Raw genomic sequence first — 17,123 nt, 5'->3', positions numbered from 1 at the left:
CCGATGCATGCTTTCTGGTTGAAACCAACTATCCCCAACCAACCAACCACCCGAAACGCTGTTTTCTGACAGTTTTAACTACCCTTAAGAACAGGGCGGGTAAGCGGACACATCAGCTTTCCAGTCGGCGCCTGCATGCTGCTGCTTGGCAGTGCACGGCTACCGCTTCCGTCCGGGCAGCGGGTGGCGGGGAGGTGAAAGATTCTGATAAGAGGGAAAAGCTCCGAATGTGCTGGTATGACTGGTTAGTATTGAAGCGAAACGTAACCCATTCCGGAGCGCAGACTTTTGGCCTCGCCATCCTCATTCCAGTCACAGATCTACCGGTCCTTGCCGGAAATTGAGAGGGCCGATGCGATTGTCGAAAGAATCTCCAAGGCCATCGGCCTAGGGCTTCTTAAGGTCGGTGAGCGCTTGCCCTCCGAAGCGTCGCTCTCGGAAATGTTCGGCGTGGGAGGCGCGACCCTTCGGGAAGCGCTGTCTGAGCTGAGGGAACAGGGCGTTGTCGAGACGCGCCGCGGCCGGAGCGGCGGAACGTTCATCGTCAGCCAGCCTCCTACCCAGACCGACACCATTCGCGAGTGGTTTCTCTCGACATCAATTTCAGAAATACGTGACATCGGAGACGAACACTCCGCTATAGCCGCAGCGACGGTACGTCTGGCCTGTGAGCGCGCGGAAGCTCACGACTTCGACCGTCTGCAGGAACTCGGCCGGGCGCTGGTTCTGGCAACGACGCCAGAAGTGCGCGCACCTGCTGACAGCCGTTTTCACATCGAATTGGCTGTATCCGCGCAGTCCCCCAGACTTGCCAATGCCGAAATCCGGCTGCAGCAAGAAACGGTCCAACAACTGTGGACACCCCTCGCCGCATCGCTTGACCCCGAGGCGGCAGCTGCTGAGCATCTGGAGTTGGTCCGTGCAATAGCCCAAGATCAACCTGAGAGGGCTCAGAGGCTGGTTCTTGCACACATCAAGCGAAACATCTTCCATCTGATCGACACGAAACTTACCCTTAGTTACGCCGCGTCCACGGAGAGCGCGAAAGCCTCCTCGTTGTAGCATTTGACCCATTACGCTCATCCCTAAAGACTTGGATTGGTCTTGGCAGGAGCCAGGATTCATCCGGGAAGGATTGGACTCGACACTTGAGCCAATCAGGTCGAATAACCTCATCTAGCCGCAACACCCGTGTGGGGACGTGGAATCAATTCAGGATGCACAATGATCACCGACAATGACGTCGTACCTGCTGCCGACGCCCTCACTGCCTGGATTGGCGGCGTCTCCACTGAGATCGGAGAACTTTCCGTCAAGGTTGCCTCGCTGCTTGAAGAGAACCTCGCCGGCAGGTCCAAGGTCAGCAAAGCTGCACTGGTCGGACTGGATGACCTTGCACGTGAATTCCTGGGGAAAAACTCTTTTGCCGTCGGAGCAGGAACCTTTTTCGCTGGCGACTTTGCTGAGGAGGGCGGCCGGGCTTTGGAGTGGTGGTTCCGGAAGAATGACGGCTCCATGGAAAGACTGGACGCCGACCGGACCCCTGGCAGTAACCGGTACTACGACTATGAAAAGTTGCCGTTTTTCTCCATCGCCGCTTCCACGGGTGAGCAGACGGTCTGGGGGCCGTACATAGACTATCTGGGCTTCGAGGAATACATTCTGACCTTCACGGCACCGGTCTCCGTTCAGGGAAAGTTCATAGGTGTTGCCGGTTGCGACATACGGATCAAAGACCTGGAGCCACTCATCATGCCCACTTTGCGGGCGATCCCGGCGGATGCCGCCCTCATCAATTCCAGTAATCGCGTCATTCTCGGCAACTCGGGAACGTACCTCGTGGGTGAGCGGATCAAACACGGAGCCCACGGCGAGCATCGAGTGCCCCTGAACATTCCCCACTTAGGGCTTTCACTGGTCTACGTTTCTTAGCCGGCATGCTAGCCGTAGGCCGGGGCGTATTCAAGAGCACCGGCAAAACAATTAGTTGTCGTTTAACCTGTTGGACTGCATCTATTTGCCTGTAACCTCGATAGTGATGTGTCTCACAGAACAATCCGGGCAGGTCGAGCCCGGCACCGTAACCGCAGCGCTGATTGTCGCCTTCCCTGGCGGCACATGACGCTTACTTTCGTTCACAGTCGACGGAATCCCCTACTCCCGTCCCCTGCCTTCCGCCGGACCCCCTCGCGCGACAACCCGCAACCTACGGTGCTGTACTGAATCGAGGGAGGCCGGCGCCAGTTGGGCCCGATGCAACTGCCGGGCATGATGTCGCCGGACCTGGATCCGAACTGAAAAGCGGCGTCCATCCGCTGCGTCCCGTCAGACGGTCAAGAGCACAGTAGTCAAAAAAATCATCAATCAAACGACTCTAAGTTGGTCAAAGGAGATTCTTATGAGTGAAAATCGTTTGGATGGAGCCGATCACCTGGAAAGGTCGATTGACTGGAAGCAGGGCCTGGCCATTGCGCTAGGTGTACCACTGCTGATTCTGCCCTCATTGGGCTACCTTCCTATGTACTTGTCAGCGGCGGCGATCCTTATCTGGGGACTGTCGGTCGTTCAAGGGTTCTTCCAGAATGCCGCCTACGCGGAGATGGCCACGGCGTTTCCCAAGGCCTCGGGCCTTCCCGGTTTCGCGCAGCATGTATTCCGCACCGAGAACTACCGGGGCAAGTACGACAAGAGCAAGCTGCTTGGCGGCTTCAGCGCCTGGAGCTACTGGTTCGCTTGGACGCCGGTACTGGCAATCTTTTCCATCCTGGTGGGCAGCTACCTTCATGGGCTTTTCCCTGCACTGGGAGAGATATTTACCGAGAACCAGCTCGCCTTGATAACAGGGCTGGTGGTCTTTACCGGGTTGTTCGTGGTGAACTGGTTTGGCCTCAAGGACGGCGCCACTCTGGGATACATTTTGGGGGCTTTCTCCCTCATCCCCCTGATCGTCCTGACTGTTGCACCCTTTGCTACCGGGCATGTCGACTTGGTCAACATCACGGGCAGCTGGCTTCCGCAGGACTGGGCTTGGGATATGCACCACATCCTGATCCTCCTGGGCATTTTTGCCATCGCACAATGGAGCGCCTGCGCCTGGGAAACTGCAGCGATCTACGGTCCTGAATACAAAAATCCAGCGAAGGATGTCTCAAGAGCACTTTTCGCCTGCGGCACCATCTGCTTTTTCTCGTTCGTGCTGGTGCAGGCCGCAGTAATCGGTGTACTCGGCGTCGAAGGCGTCCTCGACCAACCTGTTTCGCCCCTGGTTCCGGTGGCACAGGCTGTCTTCGGCCAGGCTGGCTCCATGATCACCATCATCATGTTGGTTGCGGCGATGGTGCTCATCATACAAACCGCTTACCTCGGCTCTTCCCGTGCCATGCATTCCATGGCAATGGAAGGCAACCTCCCCAAATCCCTGGGCAAAACCAACCGCTACGGCACGCCATTTGTCGCCATGCTGATTATCGCTGCCTTCAACTTGGTCCTCATCCTGATGGGCAGCCCGGCAGCGATCGTTGCCGCATCCGCCATCGGATACACCTGCGCAAATGGCATCAGCTTGTTCGCCTACGTACGGGCCAAGAAGCACCCCGCCTTTGCCACCTTGGAACGGCCTTTCAAAGCTCCCAAAGGGTGGAAGAACGTGGCCGTGCTTTTCGGCCTGTTCAATCTGCCCCTGTGCCTGATTGGCGTGGTCTACCTTAACAGCCTGGAGATCGGATGGACGCCGACGTGGGTTGGCTTCATCGTGCTGGCATCGTACATACCCATCTGGTTGTACACCCAGCGCCGATCTGGGACGCCTATCAGCTCGTTACCCTATACACCTGCCTCTGAACGCGGTGCGGAAGATCTGGACATGCTTCGATCCTGAGGGTTTAGGACCGCTCCTACACGGACCCAGAAACACATTCGCAGGCACGATCACACGTCTCCTGAAACTGCCGGCTCGCCCTGGAGTCCGCGGTTGGGCTGATACTGCCGTCGGTTGAAGCAACGGTCCTCCGATGCAGGAGCTGATGCCAGGGGCTGACTCGCACAAATGAACGGCATCGAGAGGATGGAAGGCAGGCCGGTCAATCCGGCCTGCCTTCCTGTCTTTGATCCCCGTGGTGGCCTGCCTTGGCCGGGCGCAGACCAACGCGCGAAGAAGGCAAATGAACCGACTTATTAAACTTTTTTCCAAAAGAGTCTGGACTATATGTATTAGCTAGGCGTAGCTTTACTAGTGGGACGCACGCAGTGACTCGCATCACACAATCAAAAGAGTTCAGCGCGGAACCCGGTTCGGATCCTCAAGCAAAGAGGGGAAGCCGGCGGGTTTGCGACGATCCCTTTCCCCCACGTCAACAAAGGGCATTCCAACTCTTTCGTAAACCTGTCCCGTATGCGACAGAGAACAATTCCCAACGGTATTCATAGGAGAAACCATGGAAATCCAACTCACAGGAACACTCAGCAAGGCTGGCTCCATCCACAAGGTGGAAGGTGGCTACATTGGCTTGCCGTCGATGAACGAGCCCGGGACCGTAGCGGCGATCGGTGATTCGCTCCACAACCCCGAGGGTTCGGTCATGAGCGCTGGCTTTTTCGAGCTGAAGGCTTCGGAGCCTTTGGTGTACACGTACACGTACGACGAGATGAAGGTTGTCGTCCAGGGTGAGTTCATCCTGACCGACCAGTCCACCGGTGAAGTAACGCACGCCAAGGAGCGCGATGTGCTGTTCTTCCCGAAGGGCACCACCGTGAAGTTTGAGACCCCTGAATATGGTCTGGGCTTCTTCACCGGCCACCGTTCGTTCGCCCCGTAAGGACTGATCGTGCGTTCCGTGCCCATGCCGTCGACAGCTGGTATCGGCCTGGAACCGGGTTTCCGCGGTGTCATCTGTGTCTCCTTTGGGGCATCAGATGACACCGCGGGATACGACACCGGCGGCCAGCCCCGGTACGACCTTCATTTTGAATCTGCAACAACCGAAACCCTTTCCGAGCTACGCTCAGCACTTGCACACTCACACGTCGGTGTGCGCCTGGTCGTCGCCGGTCCGCCCGCAGACACCCGTGCTGCTGCAGCCGCCGCAGCGGAGTGTGGACTGCTGGAAGCGGAGGTAACCCTTTTGGCTCACCAGGTGGGTCCCCGGGTTATTTACTGTCCGCATTGCCGCGCTACAACTACCACCACCCGAAAAGCCGGCTCGGAGGTGCGGTGCGGGGGATGCACCACCAGCTTGGCGATCACTGACCACTTCTCGCGCCGGCTTGGCGCGTACCTCGGGTATTCAGCCCATGCCGAGGAGGCAGCATGAGTATCACGGCACTCCCGATCAGTACCCATCCGGCCGTGGAGGGAGGTCTCCAGCTGGAGGTGACGAAGGTCGTTCCCCAGACCAACTCCATTGTCAGCATCACTCTCGCGGACCCCTCCGGAGGGATCCTTCCTTCCTATGTCCCCGGCAGCCACCTCGTGGTTCAGTACGGCGATGAGGGCGTAAACGCTTATTCCCTCACGGGTTCCGGCAACGCCCCAACCGAATACACGATCTCGGTACTCCGAGTGGAGGACGGAGCCGGCGGTTCTGTAGCCATGCACCGACTCGAGGTGGGGGACCGGCTATTCGTTTCGCGTCCCCGAAGTGCTTTTGCGCCCGTGTCCACAGCCACACACAATCTCCTGATTGCTGCGGGAATTGGCATCACCCCTATTCTTTCGCACGCGCAGGCGGCGGCCGATCGCGGCACGACGTCATCCCTGATCTACGTCTACCGTCCGGGTGCCGGAGCCCATGTGGAGGAAGCGAGGGAATTACTGGGGGAGGCCCTGACTGAATGCGCCGACCGCAAGACATTCCAGCATGTCCTCAGCAACGCACTGGCAACCCAGAGCCTGGGAACCCACCTTTACGTCTGTGGGCCGCTTGCTTTCATGGACTCAGTCCTGGACCAGGCTCGCGAACTGGGCTGGTCATCTGCCCGGTTGCATTCCGAGGCCTTTGGCTCGGCCGAACTGGACGCGGGACAACCCTTCACAGTGAACCTGGCCCGCAGCGGCGTTCGCTTGGAAGTCCCGGCAGGCGTTTCGCTGCTGGAGACACTAGAAAACGCCGGCAAGCGAATTCCGAACATGTGCCGTAAAGGTATCTGCGGAGAATGCGTTCTGCCGGTTCTCCAAGGAACTCCCCAGCATCGGGACCTTTACCTGTCCGACGAGGAAAAGGCTGCGAACACCACAATGATGTGCTGCGTTTCGCGTAGCAACGACCCAGAATTGGAGTTGGACCTGTGAGTATCACTACCGAGCGGAATCCTGACGCCGCTGTACTGCCGGAAAGGATCCGGCGCTTTCCATTCCCTTTTGCCGCCAACCAGTACCGCTACAGCGCCAACGTGGAACCAGCGCAAAAGAACGTCACAACAGAAGCAGGGTCCTGGGGCACCGGGCTTATAGATATCGATGAAAACTACCACGAGGAAATCGCTCAACGGGAGCAGATCCTGACCCGTGACCCCTCACGCATGAAGGTGCTGCCTCACATGCGCTCAGCCGCGTGGGACACCCTGGCCACCCTGCTGCCCGCCATGGCTGCTGATTACCCCGATCTCATGTCCTTCCATCGCGAAGGTAACCACTGCCGCTGGCACAACAGCCTCCAAAACCTCGACGTGGAATTCACGGTCGGCGAAGACGACTCCTTGCCCGGAGGCCCGCTGAGGTTCCTGGGCACACAGATCCAGGACGACATCGTGTTGCTTGACGTCCGCGACAACACCATGTGGCTCGACGCTGGCCTGGTCACGTTTGCCGCTGACTGGTCCTTTAACTTTGACGTCGGCATGAACTTCCTCGAAATCCACGGCCCTGTCCCACGGGTCAAGGAAGAAAATATCGTCAGCCGCGCCGAGAAATTCCTTCTGGCCCTGCAACCTGGCGAACAGTTCCGCCGCACGAACTGGACCATGACCGTCGGACAACGGTTGGATACCTCCACCGAAACGTACCCGGAGTGGGGTCCTGACCGCGCAACCATCGCCACTGATCCTGCCATGCCCGATAAACTCCACCTCCGCGTCGAAGTTCAGCACCTGATAAGACTCCCCCACAGCGGAGTGCTGCTGTTCCTGATTCGCAGCTACCTCCTGCCCCTGTCTGACATCGCCAAAGTACCTGCCTGGCGGGAAAAGCTCGGACATGTCCTGGCCGAACTTCCAGATGACATGGCCGAATACAAAGGCATTATCCGCTACCGCAAAGCTGCCTCGGACTGGCTGCTGGCCGGCTGAATTGGCCTGCTGACTGCCGTGAACAACGGCGTCAAAGATAGACGCAGAACCCAGCAAAATAAACATAAAAAACGCTGGACTAGATGTTTTAGTTCGCGTAGCCTAGCTGCAAGGGGAAAGTGATCCGCATCACCCGCAGCAGGGTTCATGGAAGAGCTTTGCTGCCCTTCCGAAATTGAAGGGATGCGGCTGCAACACCTGGGGTTCCAGGTCCTCTGCAACCACACGCCGCTTCCCCCTCAGGTCTCCAGCACATGGGCGGTCGCCAAAGAACTGCCAAACTCCGGCCATGTCACCGAGCACTCTGGCTCCCAGCCTCAGACATCCTCGTCCTGAACCAAGAATCAAGGAGAAAACCATGACTCTCAACACTGAAACTGACGCCGTCGTCACGGTTTCGCATCCGCTCGATCCATTGTCCCGTGAGGAGATCTCCCGGGCATCTGCCATCCTGAAGGATGGCCCGGCCGCGGCTGAGTCGTTCCGCTTCATCAGCGTTGAGCTGCGTGAGCCGGACAAGGAACTGCTTCGGACCGGCGCCGCGACGGTCCGCGAAGCAGACGCTGTCCTGGTCAACCGCGCCGAGGGACGCGCCTATGAAGCGATCGTGGATCTTGATTCGGGCATCGTCTCGAAGTGGACACAGTTGGCCGCCAACGTTCACCCGCCCTTTATGCTCGATGAGTTCGCCGAGGGTGAAGAGGCGTGCCGGAAGAACCCCGAGGTCCAGGCTGCCCTCGCTAAGCGCGGCATCACCAACATGGACCTGGTCTGCTTCGAACCATGGTCCGTCGGCTACTTCGGTGAAGACAACGAAGGCCGCCGCCTGATGCGTGCCCTGGTCTTCGTCCGCGATGAGGCCGATGACAGCCCCTACGCACACCCGATCGAGAACTTCATCGTCATCGTGGACCTGAACTCCGGCGAGGTTGTACAGCTCCAGGACGACCAGGCCATCCCGGTCCCGAGCGCCAGCGGCAATTACCTGCCCAAGTACGTCGGACCGGCCCGCACCGACCTCAAGCCCATCTCCATTACCCAGCCCGAAGGCGCGTCCTTCACGGTAACCGGTAACCACGTCCAGTGGGCTGACTGGTCCTTCCGGGTCGGGTTCACGCCCCGCGAAGGTCTGGTCCTGCACCAGCTGAAGTTCCGGAACAAGGGCGTCGAGCGTCCCGTCATCAACCGCGCCTCACTGTCGGAAATGGTGGTTCCCTATGGTGACACCGCCCCCGTCCAGGCCAAGAAGAACGCCTTTGACTCCGGGGAATACAACATCGGCAACATGGCGAACTCCCTCACCCTGGGCTGTGACTGCACCGGCGAGATCAAGTACTTCGACGGCATCACCACCGACAGCCTCGGCAACCCGCTGACGATCGAAAACGCGATCTGCATGCATGAGGAAGACGACAGCATCCTGTGGAAGCACTTCGATTTCCGTGAAGGCACCACCGAAACCCGGCGCAGCCGCAAGCTCGTGATCTCCTTCATTGCCACTGTTGCCAACTACGAGTACGCCTTCTACTGGCACCTCTTCCTCGATGGCAGCATCGAGTTCCTGGTCAAGGCCACCGGCATCCTCTCCACCGCCGGCCAAAAGCCGGGCGAGAAGAGCCCGTACGGGCAGACGCTGAACAACGACGGTCTCTACGCCCCGATCCACCAGCACATGTTCAACGTCCGCATGGACTTCGAAGTGGACGGCCCGAAGAACGCCGTCTACGAAGTGGACATGGAAATCCCCGAGGACAACCCGACCCACACAGCGTTCAAGGCCGTGGACCGGCTGCTGGAAACCGAGCAGAAGGCCATCCGGAAGACCGACTCCTCCAAGCACCGCTTCTGGAAGATCGCCAACCACGACAGCAAGAACCTCGTGGACGAACCGGTGGCCTACCGCTTGATCCCCACCGACGGCATCCAGCTTGCCGCCGGTGACGAATCCTACGTGAGCAAGCGTGCGCAGTTTGCCCGTAACAACCTGTGGGTCACCGCCTACGACCGGACCGAACGCTTCGCCGCCGGCGAGTTCCCCAATCAGGCCACCGGCGCCGACGACGGCCTGCACATCTGGACCGAAAAGGACCGGAACATCGTCGATCAGGACCTTGTGGTCTGGTACACCTTCGGCATGCACCACGTCGTCCGGCTCGAAGACTGGCCCATCATGCCCCGCCAGAACATCGGGTTCATGCTCGAACCCCACGGTTTCTTCGACCAGAACCCCACTTTGAACCTCCCCAGCAAGATCGAAGCCACCAGCGGCCACTGCAGTGCAGGAGAAGGGCACTCATTGCACTCGTAACCCACGGTCAACACTAAAAAGGCGGTCCCCGTGCTGTGACAGCAGCACCGGGGACCGCCTTTCCTCTACCCGAACCCAGTACGGAAAGCGTGATGATAGGCGTGTTCTACATTCCGGCAATTACCTGGACCCTTACGGCAGTCCTGCTGCTGAGTGGATGCTACTACTTCCTGCAGGCGGCAAAGTCCCGCCAGCGTACGGACCAGATCAACAAAGCCCTCCATGCCCTGATGAACGTCCTCATGGCTGCAATGTTGTGGAATCTCGTGCCGTCTACAATGCTGGCTCAGATCGCAGTGCTCAGCGGCGCGGCACTGTGGTTTGTCATTCAGGCAGTCGCCCGGCCGGAATTCATGACGCTCTGCGCGAGCGGCCGAGGCCGCGTCAAATGTGTCTATCACGGCCTCTCCATGGCGGGTGCGGCCCTCATGATCGCGATGATGACTCCCGGGTCCTCGCCCGGAAGCACATCCGCTTCGGCAGCCGCAACACCCGTGTCTCATGCCCATCACGGTATGGCAGCCGCAAACCACAGCGCGGCAGTCACAGCTGCAACCGATCCGACGCCCACGCTGGCGATGCTGCTGACAGTCTGCTTTGGAGCCGCAGCGGCAGTTTTCCTCGTCATGCTCGTGCGAGGCGGGGCGATCAAGAGCCCCCTCCACACGGCATCCTCCCGCTTCTTCAACCGTTCCGAGCACGCTCTCGAAGCGGTGGGCGCCATGGTTATGGCTCTGATGTTCGCCACCATGACGGCATAACTACAACAAGCAACGTCATGCCACTCCCTGGTTGGTATATAAGACGTGAACTACCCACCCAAAGAGATAGTTTAAACAGTTCCAAATTGGGATTTCTCCCACCCGGTAATGGCGGGACGATGGATGCCAAGCCCATCCCCAGGAGGCGCGAAGTGACCGCGGCAATCACGGAACCTGCGCAAGCAAAATCCGACGAAACCATCAACGGAAACGTCCTTCTTGTTCTACGCAGGATCACCGATGCGGGTGTAGGCCTCAGCGAAGATCAGTTGGCAGCTGTATCTAAACTGCAGCAGTTGTGGCTGCGGCAGTCCAACCTCACATAACCCTGGCAAGACTGTGGCGGCTCTTAAACCAAGACGAAGGGTTCAGAGGGCATTTTCACATCTCCGGTCAGGTTCCCATCGGGCGACAGACCGACCCCTTTGGAAAGGCAGCACCATGCGACAAACTTCAGATTCTTCTCTTGACACGTGGATGGGCCGGGAGGCCCTCGCCGAGGCCATGATTCCGGTGATCGGCCGGCTGTACCGCGAAAGCGACGTGGTGACCAGCATTCATGGCCGGAGCCTGACCAATGAGTCGCCTGTGAACATCCTCAAGGCGCACCGCTTCGCCCGCCGTGTCACTAAGGAGGAGTTGCTCCTGGAGGAAACAGCCCCGCTGCTTAACTGCTTGGCGGAGCTGGAGCTGGGCGCGGCCGCGATCGACATCGCCCGTCTGAACCAGAAGTTCAAGGAAGAGGGCGGCGGCGCCACGCTGGAAGAATTCCTCCGCACCGAACTTGCCGAGATCGTCGGCAAGCGCAGTGCCGACGACCGCATCAGCACCGACGTCGTCCTGTACGGCTTCGGCCGGATCGGCCGGCTCCTGGCCCGCCTCCTGATCGAAAAGGCCGGTGGCGGCCACGGCCTCCGCCTGCGCGCCATTGTGGTCCGCCGCGGGTCCGACAACGACCTGTTGAAACGGGCCAGCCTGTTGCGCCGTGACTCGGTCCACGGCTCCTTCCAGGGCACCATCCGGGTCGACGAGGAAGCCAACACCATCACCGCCAACGGCGTCCGGATCCAAATGATCTACTCGAACGACCCTGCCACCATTGATTACACCGCATACGGCATCAAGGACGCGCTGCTGGTCGATAACACCGGGCGTTGGCGTGATGCCGAAGGCCTGTCCCAGCACCTGAAGAGCAAGGGTGTTGCACGGGTCCTGCTGACCGCACCCGGCAAGGGCGAGCTGAAGAACATCGTCCACGGCATCAACCACGGCACCATCGAGGACACCGACCAGATCGTGTCAGCGGCGTCCTGCACCACCAACGCCATCACCCCGGTCCTGAAGGCCCTCAATGACAGGTTCGGCGTGATCCAAGGACATGTGGAAACGGTCCACTCCTTCACTAACGACCAGAACCTGATCGACAACTTCCACAAGGGCGACCGGCGGGGCCGGTCCGCTGCGCTGAACATGGTGATCACCGAGACCGGTGCCGCCAAGGCCGTGGCCAAGGCGCTGCCCGAGCTGCTCGGCAAGCTCACCGGCAGCTCCATCCGCGTTCCAACCCCGGATGTTTCGCTGGCCATCCTGAACCTGACCCTGGAGAACGGAACCACCAAGGACGAGGTCAACAATTACCTGCGTGGCATGTCGCTGCACTCGGACCTGCGCATGCAGATTGACTACATCGACTCACCCGAGGTGGTCTCCACCGACTTCGTCGGTTCCCGCCGCACAGGCATCGTGGACGGCCTCGCGACGGTGTCCACTGACAAGAACGTGGTCGTGTACGTCTGGTATGACAACGAGTTCGGCTACAGCTGCCAGGTTGTCCGCGTGATGGAGGAGATGGCCGGAATCAAGCGGCCTTCCTTCCCAGCGACGGACGTGGTGAAAGAAGCTATGTCGGTGCTCGCCGCGCTGGACTCGGCCTAACACCCGCTCGCATCGAAACTCCGGCCTGTACCGTTCACCCAACCAGAAATCAGGAGAATAATGACTGCCGTTTCGACGACCCAGTCTGGTGCGCCGGTTACTTCTGTTTCGCATTCGAAATCCGTCGGTGCCAATGGTGCCGTCACCCTGACCGATCGCTACCCGGTGGAAAAGCTCGCCCAGTTCAACCGCGAGCGGGTTCCGGAGCGCGTCGTGCGCGCCAAGGGCGGCGGGGCGTTCGGCACGTTCAGGACCACGGAGGACGTGTCCAAGTACACCAAGGCCGCGTTCCTGCAGCCCGGTGTTGAGACCGAGATGCTGATCCGTTTCTCCTCTGTGGCCGGCGAGAACGGCTCACCGGACACCTGGCGCGACCCCCGCGGTTTCGCCGTGAAGTTCTACACCTCCGAGGGCAACTACGACCTCGTGGGCAACAACACCCCGGTGTTCTTCATCCGCGACGGCATCAAGTTCCCGGACTTCATCCACTCCCAGAAGCGCCTTCCCGGCACGCACCTGCGCGACGCTGACATGCAGTGGGACTTCTGGACCCTGTCCCCGGAGTCTGCCCACCAGGTCACCTGGCTGATGGGTGACCGTGGCCTGCCGGCCTCCTGGCGCGAAATGCAGGGCTACGGCTCGCACACCTACCAGTGGATCAACGCCGAAGGCGAGCGGTTCTGGGTCAAGTACCACTTCCACTCCAACCAGGGCGTGAAGAACATGACGTCCGAGCAGGCCGAGGCACTGGCCGGCTCCGACGCCGACTTCTACATCCGCGACCTGCACGAGAACATCGAAGCCGGCAACCTGCCCTCCTGGGACCTGCATGTCCAGGTCATGCCCTACGAGGACGCCAAGACCTACCGCTTCAACCCGTTCGACCTGACCAAGGTCTGGCCGCACGCTGACTACCCGCTGATCAAGGTGGGCACCATGGAGCTGAACCGGAACCCGGAGAACTACTTCGCGCAGATCGAGCAGGCCACCTTCGCGCCGTCGAACTTCGTGCCGGGCATCGCCGCCTCCCCGGACAAGATGCTGCGGGCCCGCATCTTCTCCTACACGGACGCTCACCGCTACCGCGTGGGCACCAACCACGCCCCGAACACTTTCGGCGGACAGGCTGCCCTTGAGTGGCAGAGCCCGGCCGGCGGCTGGGAGAACGACGGCGAGCTGACCCATGCGGCGCACTGCCTGCACGCCGAGGACGGCGACTTCGTCCAGGCGGGCACTTTGTACCGCGAGGTTTACGACGACGCCGCCAAGGCCCGCTTCCTCGACACCATCACCGGAGCCGTGGGCGGCGTCAAGCGCTCCGACATCAAGGAACGGGCCATCCAGTACTGGACCAACGTTGACGCCGAACTCGGCGCCAAACTCCGCGCCAACCTCGGAATTCACCACCAAGGCGCTATCGATTCGGCTGTCCGCTAGGAGAACCGTGTAAGCCTCTCATCAACGTTCCGGGCGCGATAGCCCGGGCTTGGGCGGGTGGATATGCCCCTGTACTCCTAAACTTTGGCAACGAGGCTTCCTTGCGGCAGCATTGCTTTGACCAGCGGCTCGACGTAGCGCGCGGCCAGCGGTCCCACCACGGCCATGATCAGCACATAGGCAGTGGCCATGCCCGCCAGTTCCTGGGCAACCGATCCGGACGCTACTGCCAAGCCAGCTATGACGATGGAGAACTCCCCGCGGGCAATGAGCGCGGCTCCGGCGCGGAAACGCCCAGGTACGGCAATCCCGGCACGCTTCGCAGCCCACATGCCGGTGGCCATTTTGCTGGCTGTGGTGACGAGGGCCAGCACGAGCGCCAAGGCAAGCACCGGCGGAATGGACCGAGGATCAGTGTTCAGCCCGAATGCCACGAAGAAGATTGCGGCGAATAGGTCCCGCAGCGGCATAAGGATCCGTTTGGCATTGCGCGCTGCCGCACCGGAGATTGCGATACCTAGTAAGAAAGCCCCTACCGCCGCGGACACCTGCATGGCTGATGCCGCTCCGGCAACGAGCAGAGCTGCGCCGAGCACGTGCAGGAGAAACACCTCAGGGTTTTCGCTATGGACAGCTTTCGAGACATGGTGTCCGTGACGGAGAGCAACGATGAGGACAAGGCTCACCACAACGAGCGCTATACCAACGGTTGTGAGCCCGCCGAAAAAACTTACGCCGGCAAGAATGGTGGTGAGGACGGGCAGATATACAGCCATCGCCAGGTCTTCAAACACCAGGACTGAGATCACCACACGGGTTTCGGGGTTGCCGAGCCTGCCAAGGTCCGTGATGACTTTCGCTGCAATACCCGATGAGGAGATGTAGGTGATGCCGCCCATTACGATGGCAGCGACGGGTCCCCAGCCCAGGAAAAGGGCAAAGGCTGCCCCCGGCAGGAAATTCAGCACGAGGTCAAGGACACCGGCCTGCCATGAGCCCTTCAGCCCGGTGATCAGCTCGGCCGCAGTGTATTCAAGCCCGAGCATAAGCAGCAGCAGAATGACACCGATCTCGGCAGAGAGGTGTGCGAATTCATGCATGCCATCGAGCTCGACAATGCCGCCCGTTCCGAAGGCCAGCCCGCCCAGGAGGTATAGCGGTATGGGTGACATTCCAATCCGTCCCGCCAAGCGGGCCAACAGGCCGAGGCAGAACACAACGGCTCCCAGTTCAATGAGGGCCAGGGCTAACGGGTCCATGTCCTCTATTCCTGTCGCAGGATCTCGGCCCCACTATCTAGGCCTTTTTGGATACTGACAGCTGCCAGAAAAGGTTTGGGTTAGATGGCTTCGGTCCCCGGCGCGGTGACGTCAGCGCCGGGGACCGAATAGCAGGTCCAGCTCAAGAAGGGTTCGAAGCAGATCCGGGGATCGCATCACCTAACAGGATCAAGAACCCTTTCGGAGTCGTCATCGTCTGAAGATGAAGTATCAACTACTGCATCGTTCGAGCGGCGCGATTCGCGTTGGGTATACAACCAGATGGGAACAAAAAGCGACAATACGAGGAATCCGACCCAGGTTGAGGTCCAGCCAATTTCCAGGCTGTTCAGGTAGACCACACCGATCAGGCACAAAGGGACGTTGAACAGGCCAAAAAGCATGGCGACGTTTATCCAACCCTTGGGCGCTTTGAAGGGACGTTCGAGGTTTGCAAATGCCGGGTGCTTTTTGGCCCGGACGTAGGCGAACAGGCTGATGCCGTTGGCGCAGGTGTAACCGATTGCCGAGGCTGCGAGAATCGCGGCGGCGTTCCCCATGGAAATTAGCACCAGGTTAAAGGCTCCGATGACAAGCATGGCAACAAAGGGTGTGCCCTGACGGTTCGTTTTGCCAAAGACCTTGGGCAGGTTTCCTTCGAGCGACATTGAGTGCATGGCTCGGGAAGAACCCAGGTAAGCCGTCTGGATGATCAGGACCATGGCGGCGATCAACATGATGATGGTGATGGTGGAACCGGCTTGGCCAAACACTGCTTGGGCGACCGGAATCAGGGGCGATACAGCCTCAGCCTGTACGCCCTCAACACCTAGCACGCCGATTACTGCAGTTTGCAGCAGTACATACAGGACGAGGCAGATGACGCCGCAGGCAAGCAGCGCTTTGGGAACATCTTTGGACGGGTTCTTGTATTCCGGACCGTAAATGGCTGCGGTTTCCCAAGCACACGCACTCCACTGTGCGATCCCGAAGACGCCAAAGAGAATCAGGATATGGTGCATGTCCCACGCCCAGTCGGTCGGCCACCAACTGCCGGTGATGTTACCCAGCTCAACATGTCCGGTGGCAAAAGGCGCTACCGCCAGGACAATGAGGGGTATCAAAGAAACAGCCGCCAGGACGTAACCCAGGATGGCGCCGTCCTTGAGCCCGAACCAGTTCACGACGAACAGCCCACCGAAAATCACCGCGCCTGCCAGCAACGCGAGCTGATACTCGGTAAAGGTCTCGCCCAAGGCGGGAAACAGCCCATGCAGGTAACCGCCCACCAGGATGGCGAAGATCGCCAGGATCGGGTTCCAGCCAAACCAGTAGCTCCAGGCGGTGAAGCCGCCGATCAGCTTGCCCTTGTCGTATTTTCCCCGGTAGTTCTCGGTACGGAATATAGTCTGCGCAAAACCCGGCAGGCCGGAGGCCTTCGGGAAGGCGGTGGCCATTTCGGCGTAGGCGGCGTTCTGCATGAAACCCTGAAGGACCGAGACTCCCCAAATAAGAATCGCTGCGGCAGATACGTACATTGGGAGGTAGCCCAACGAGGGCAGAATCAGCAAGGGTACGCCCAGTGCAATGGCCATACCCTGCTTCCAGTTGATCGACCGTTTCAGGTGGTCGGCTTCATCCAAACGATTTTCACTCACGACATCTCCTTTGATGGACTGAACGTCTTGTGATCTTTAATGCCTCGCCCGCCGCGGCGGGCGGTGAGCATCAGGCGGGACCCCGCGAATGCCAACGTCCAAGCACCAAAGGGGGTTCGGGAAGGCTTATAGCGCACTAAGTCCGTGGTAGCTCCTGGAAAGGATCGTCACAACCTCGGCCTACTCCCGCAAAGAGCGGGATGCCGAGCTGCTTCAGAACGCTTCTGGTGTGATCGGAGTCACTTACTTGATCCCACAGCAAAACTACGCCCACAAAATCATTTGGTCCAGACCTTTTTAGAAGTTTCTTATTTGAGTACTTACGCGGGTACTCGCGACGAAGACCGCGCCAGGTTGCCTGACGGGCAAGAGCGGGCCGCCGCGCAGGCCCTGTTCTTAAGGGTAGTTAAAACTGTCAGAAAACAGCGTTTCGGGTGGTTGGTTGGTTGGGGATAGTTGGTTTCAACCAGAAAGCATGCATCGG

General features: G+C 59.6%; 14 protein-coding genes. 12 read left to right on the top strand and 2 right to left on the bottom strand.

The genetic code is table 11. The features are described 5' to 3' along the window. The first annotated feature begins 330 nt into the window (after positions 1-330). The 12 genes from AC5RTT_RS17255 (at position 331) to AC5RTT_RS17200 (ending at position 13,722) form a co-directional block, all read left to right on the top strand. Complete coding sequence (locus AC5RTT_RS17255) at positions 331-1,062, top strand: FadR/GntR family transcriptional regulator (RefSeq protein WP_494146216.1); 732 nt, start codon at positions 331-333, stop codon at positions 1,060-1,062. Positions 1,063-1,224: 162 nt separating this feature from the next. Then, positions 1,225-1,932 carry a cache domain-containing protein gene (locus AC5RTT_RS17250; RefSeq protein ID WP_494146215.1) on the top strand — a complete coding sequence of 236 codons (708 nt, stop codon included), beginning with the start codon at positions 1,225-1,227 and terminating at the stop codon, positions 1,930-1,932. A 466-nt stretch (positions 1,933-2,398) separates the two neighbouring features. After that, positions 2,399-3,877, top strand: coding sequence for an APC family permease (locus AC5RTT_RS17245; protein WP_494146214.1), 1,479 nt, complete (start codon positions 2,399-2,401; stop codon positions 3,875-3,877). A gap of 556 nt (positions 3,878-4,433) precedes the next feature. Further along, the gene (locus AC5RTT_RS17240) at positions 4,434-4,814 is read left to right on the top strand and encodes a cupin domain-containing protein (RefSeq protein ID WP_115525600.1); all 381 of its coding nucleotides are present in this window, start codon (positions 4,434-4,436) and stop codon (positions 4,812-4,814) included. A 24-nt stretch (positions 4,815-4,838) separates the two neighbouring features. Beyond that, entirely contained in the window at positions 4,839-5,309 is a 471-nt protein-coding gene (locus AC5RTT_RS17235; RefSeq protein WP_494146217.1) for a dimethylamine monooxygenase subunit DmmA family protein, read from the top strand. Further along, on the top strand, positions 5,306-6,286 hold the full coding sequence (locus AC5RTT_RS17230) for a PDR/VanB family oxidoreductase (protein ID WP_494146213.1): 981 nt from the start codon (positions 5,306-5,308) through the stop codon (positions 6,284-6,286). The genes AC5RTT_RS17235 and AC5RTT_RS17230 overlap by 4 nt, the downstream gene beginning before the upstream one ends. Continuing rightward, positions 6,283-7,281, top strand: a complete 999-nt coding sequence (locus tag AC5RTT_RS17225) for a heme-dependent oxidative N-demethylase family protein (protein ID WP_494146212.1) — start codon at positions 6,283-6,285, stop codon at positions 7,279-7,281. Before AC5RTT_RS17230 ends, AC5RTT_RS17225 begins: the two co-directional genes overlap by 4 nt. 358 nt (positions 7,282-7,639) lie before the next feature. After that, positions 7,640-9,589 (top strand): primary-amine oxidase, encoded by a 1,950-nt coding sequence (locus AC5RTT_RS17220; protein ID WP_494146211.1) that lies wholly within the window; start codon positions 7,640-7,642, stop codon positions 9,587-9,589. A 92-nt stretch (positions 9,590-9,681) separates the two neighbouring features. Next, on the top strand, positions 9,682-10,350 hold the full coding sequence (locus tag AC5RTT_RS17215; RefSeq protein ID WP_494146210.1) for a DUF5134 domain-containing protein: 669 nt from the start codon (positions 9,682-9,684) through the stop codon (positions 10,348-10,350). A 152-nt stretch (positions 10,351-10,502) separates the two neighbouring features. Beyond that, positions 10,503-10,676, top strand: a complete 174-nt coding sequence (locus tag AC5RTT_RS17210; protein ID WP_494053794.1) for a hypothetical protein — start codon at positions 10,503-10,505, stop codon at positions 10,674-10,676. Positions 10,677-10,791: 115 nt separating this feature from the next. Continuing rightward, positions 10,792-12,285 carry a glyceraldehyde-3-phosphate dehydrogenase gene (locus AC5RTT_RS17205; protein WP_494146209.1) on the top strand — a complete coding sequence of 498 codons (1,494 nt, stop codon included), beginning with the start codon at positions 10,792-10,794 and terminating at the stop codon, positions 12,283-12,285. A 60-nt stretch (positions 12,286-12,345) separates the two neighbouring features. Then, a complete protein-coding gene (locus AC5RTT_RS17200; protein WP_494146208.1) occupies positions 12,346-13,722 on the top strand; it encodes a catalase in 1,377 nt (458 codons plus the stop codon). 77 nt (positions 13,723-13,799) lie between these two features. Here AC5RTT_RS17200 and AC5RTT_RS17195 read toward each other — a convergent pair whose 3' ends face one another. Next, on the bottom strand, positions 13,800-14,981 hold the full coding sequence (locus AC5RTT_RS17195) for a cation:proton antiporter (RefSeq protein ID WP_494146207.1): 1,182 nt from the start codon (positions 14,979-14,981) through the stop codon (positions 13,800-13,802). Between the two features lie 176 nt (positions 14,982-15,157). Continuing rightward, the gene (locus AC5RTT_RS17190; RefSeq protein ID WP_494146206.1) at positions 15,158-16,639 is read right to left on the bottom strand and encodes an APC family permease; all 1,482 of its coding nucleotides are present in this window, start codon (positions 16,637-16,639) and stop codon (positions 15,158-15,160) included. Between the last annotated feature and the right edge of the window lie 484 nt (positions 16,640-17,123).

It is taken from the genome of Arthrobacter sp. Y3221157 (genome assembly GCF_059089865.1).
The sequence above is the reverse complement of the archived record's forward strand: the minus strand, read 5'-3'. Positions and strand labels throughout refer to the sequence as shown.

Bases quoted from the DNA above. Each gene is read 5' to 3' on its own strand.
- AC5RTT_RS17235 (WP_494146217.1), top strand. From the start codon at position 4,839: ATGCCGTCGACAGCTGGTATCGGCCTGGAACCGGGTTTCCGCGGTGTC.
- AC5RTT_RS17240 (WP_115525600.1), top strand. From the start codon at position 4,434: ATGGAAATCCAACTCACAGGAACACTCAGCAAGGCTGGCTCCATCCAC.
- AC5RTT_RS17195 (WP_494146207.1), bottom strand. From the start codon at position 14,981: ATGGACCCGTTAGCCCTGGCCCTCATTGAACTGGGAGCCGTTGTGTTC.
- AC5RTT_RS17250 (WP_494146215.1), top strand. From the start codon at position 1,225: ATGATCACCGACAATGACGTCGTACCTGCTGCCGACGCCCTCACTGCC.
- AC5RTT_RS17245 (WP_494146214.1), top strand. From the start codon at position 2,399: ATGAGTGAAAATCGTTTGGATGGAGCCGATCACCTGGAAAGGTCGATT.
- AC5RTT_RS17200 (WP_494146208.1), top strand. From the start codon at position 12,346: ATGACTGCCGTTTCGACGACCCAGTCTGGTGCGCCGGTTACTTCTGTT.
- AC5RTT_RS17230 (WP_494146213.1), top strand. From the start codon at position 5,306: ATGAGTATCACGGCACTCCCGATCAGTACCCATCCGGCCGTGGAGGGA.
- AC5RTT_RS17215 (WP_494146210.1), top strand. From the start codon at position 9,682: ATGATAGGCGTGTTCTACATTCCGGCAATTACCTGGACCCTTACGGCA.
- AC5RTT_RS17205 (WP_494146209.1), top strand. From the start codon at position 10,792: ATGCGACAAACTTCAGATTCTTCTCTTGACACGTGGATGGGCCGGGAG.
- AC5RTT_RS17220 (WP_494146211.1), top strand. From the start codon at position 7,640: ATGACTCTCAACACTGAAACTGACGCCGTCGTCACGGTTTCGCATCCG.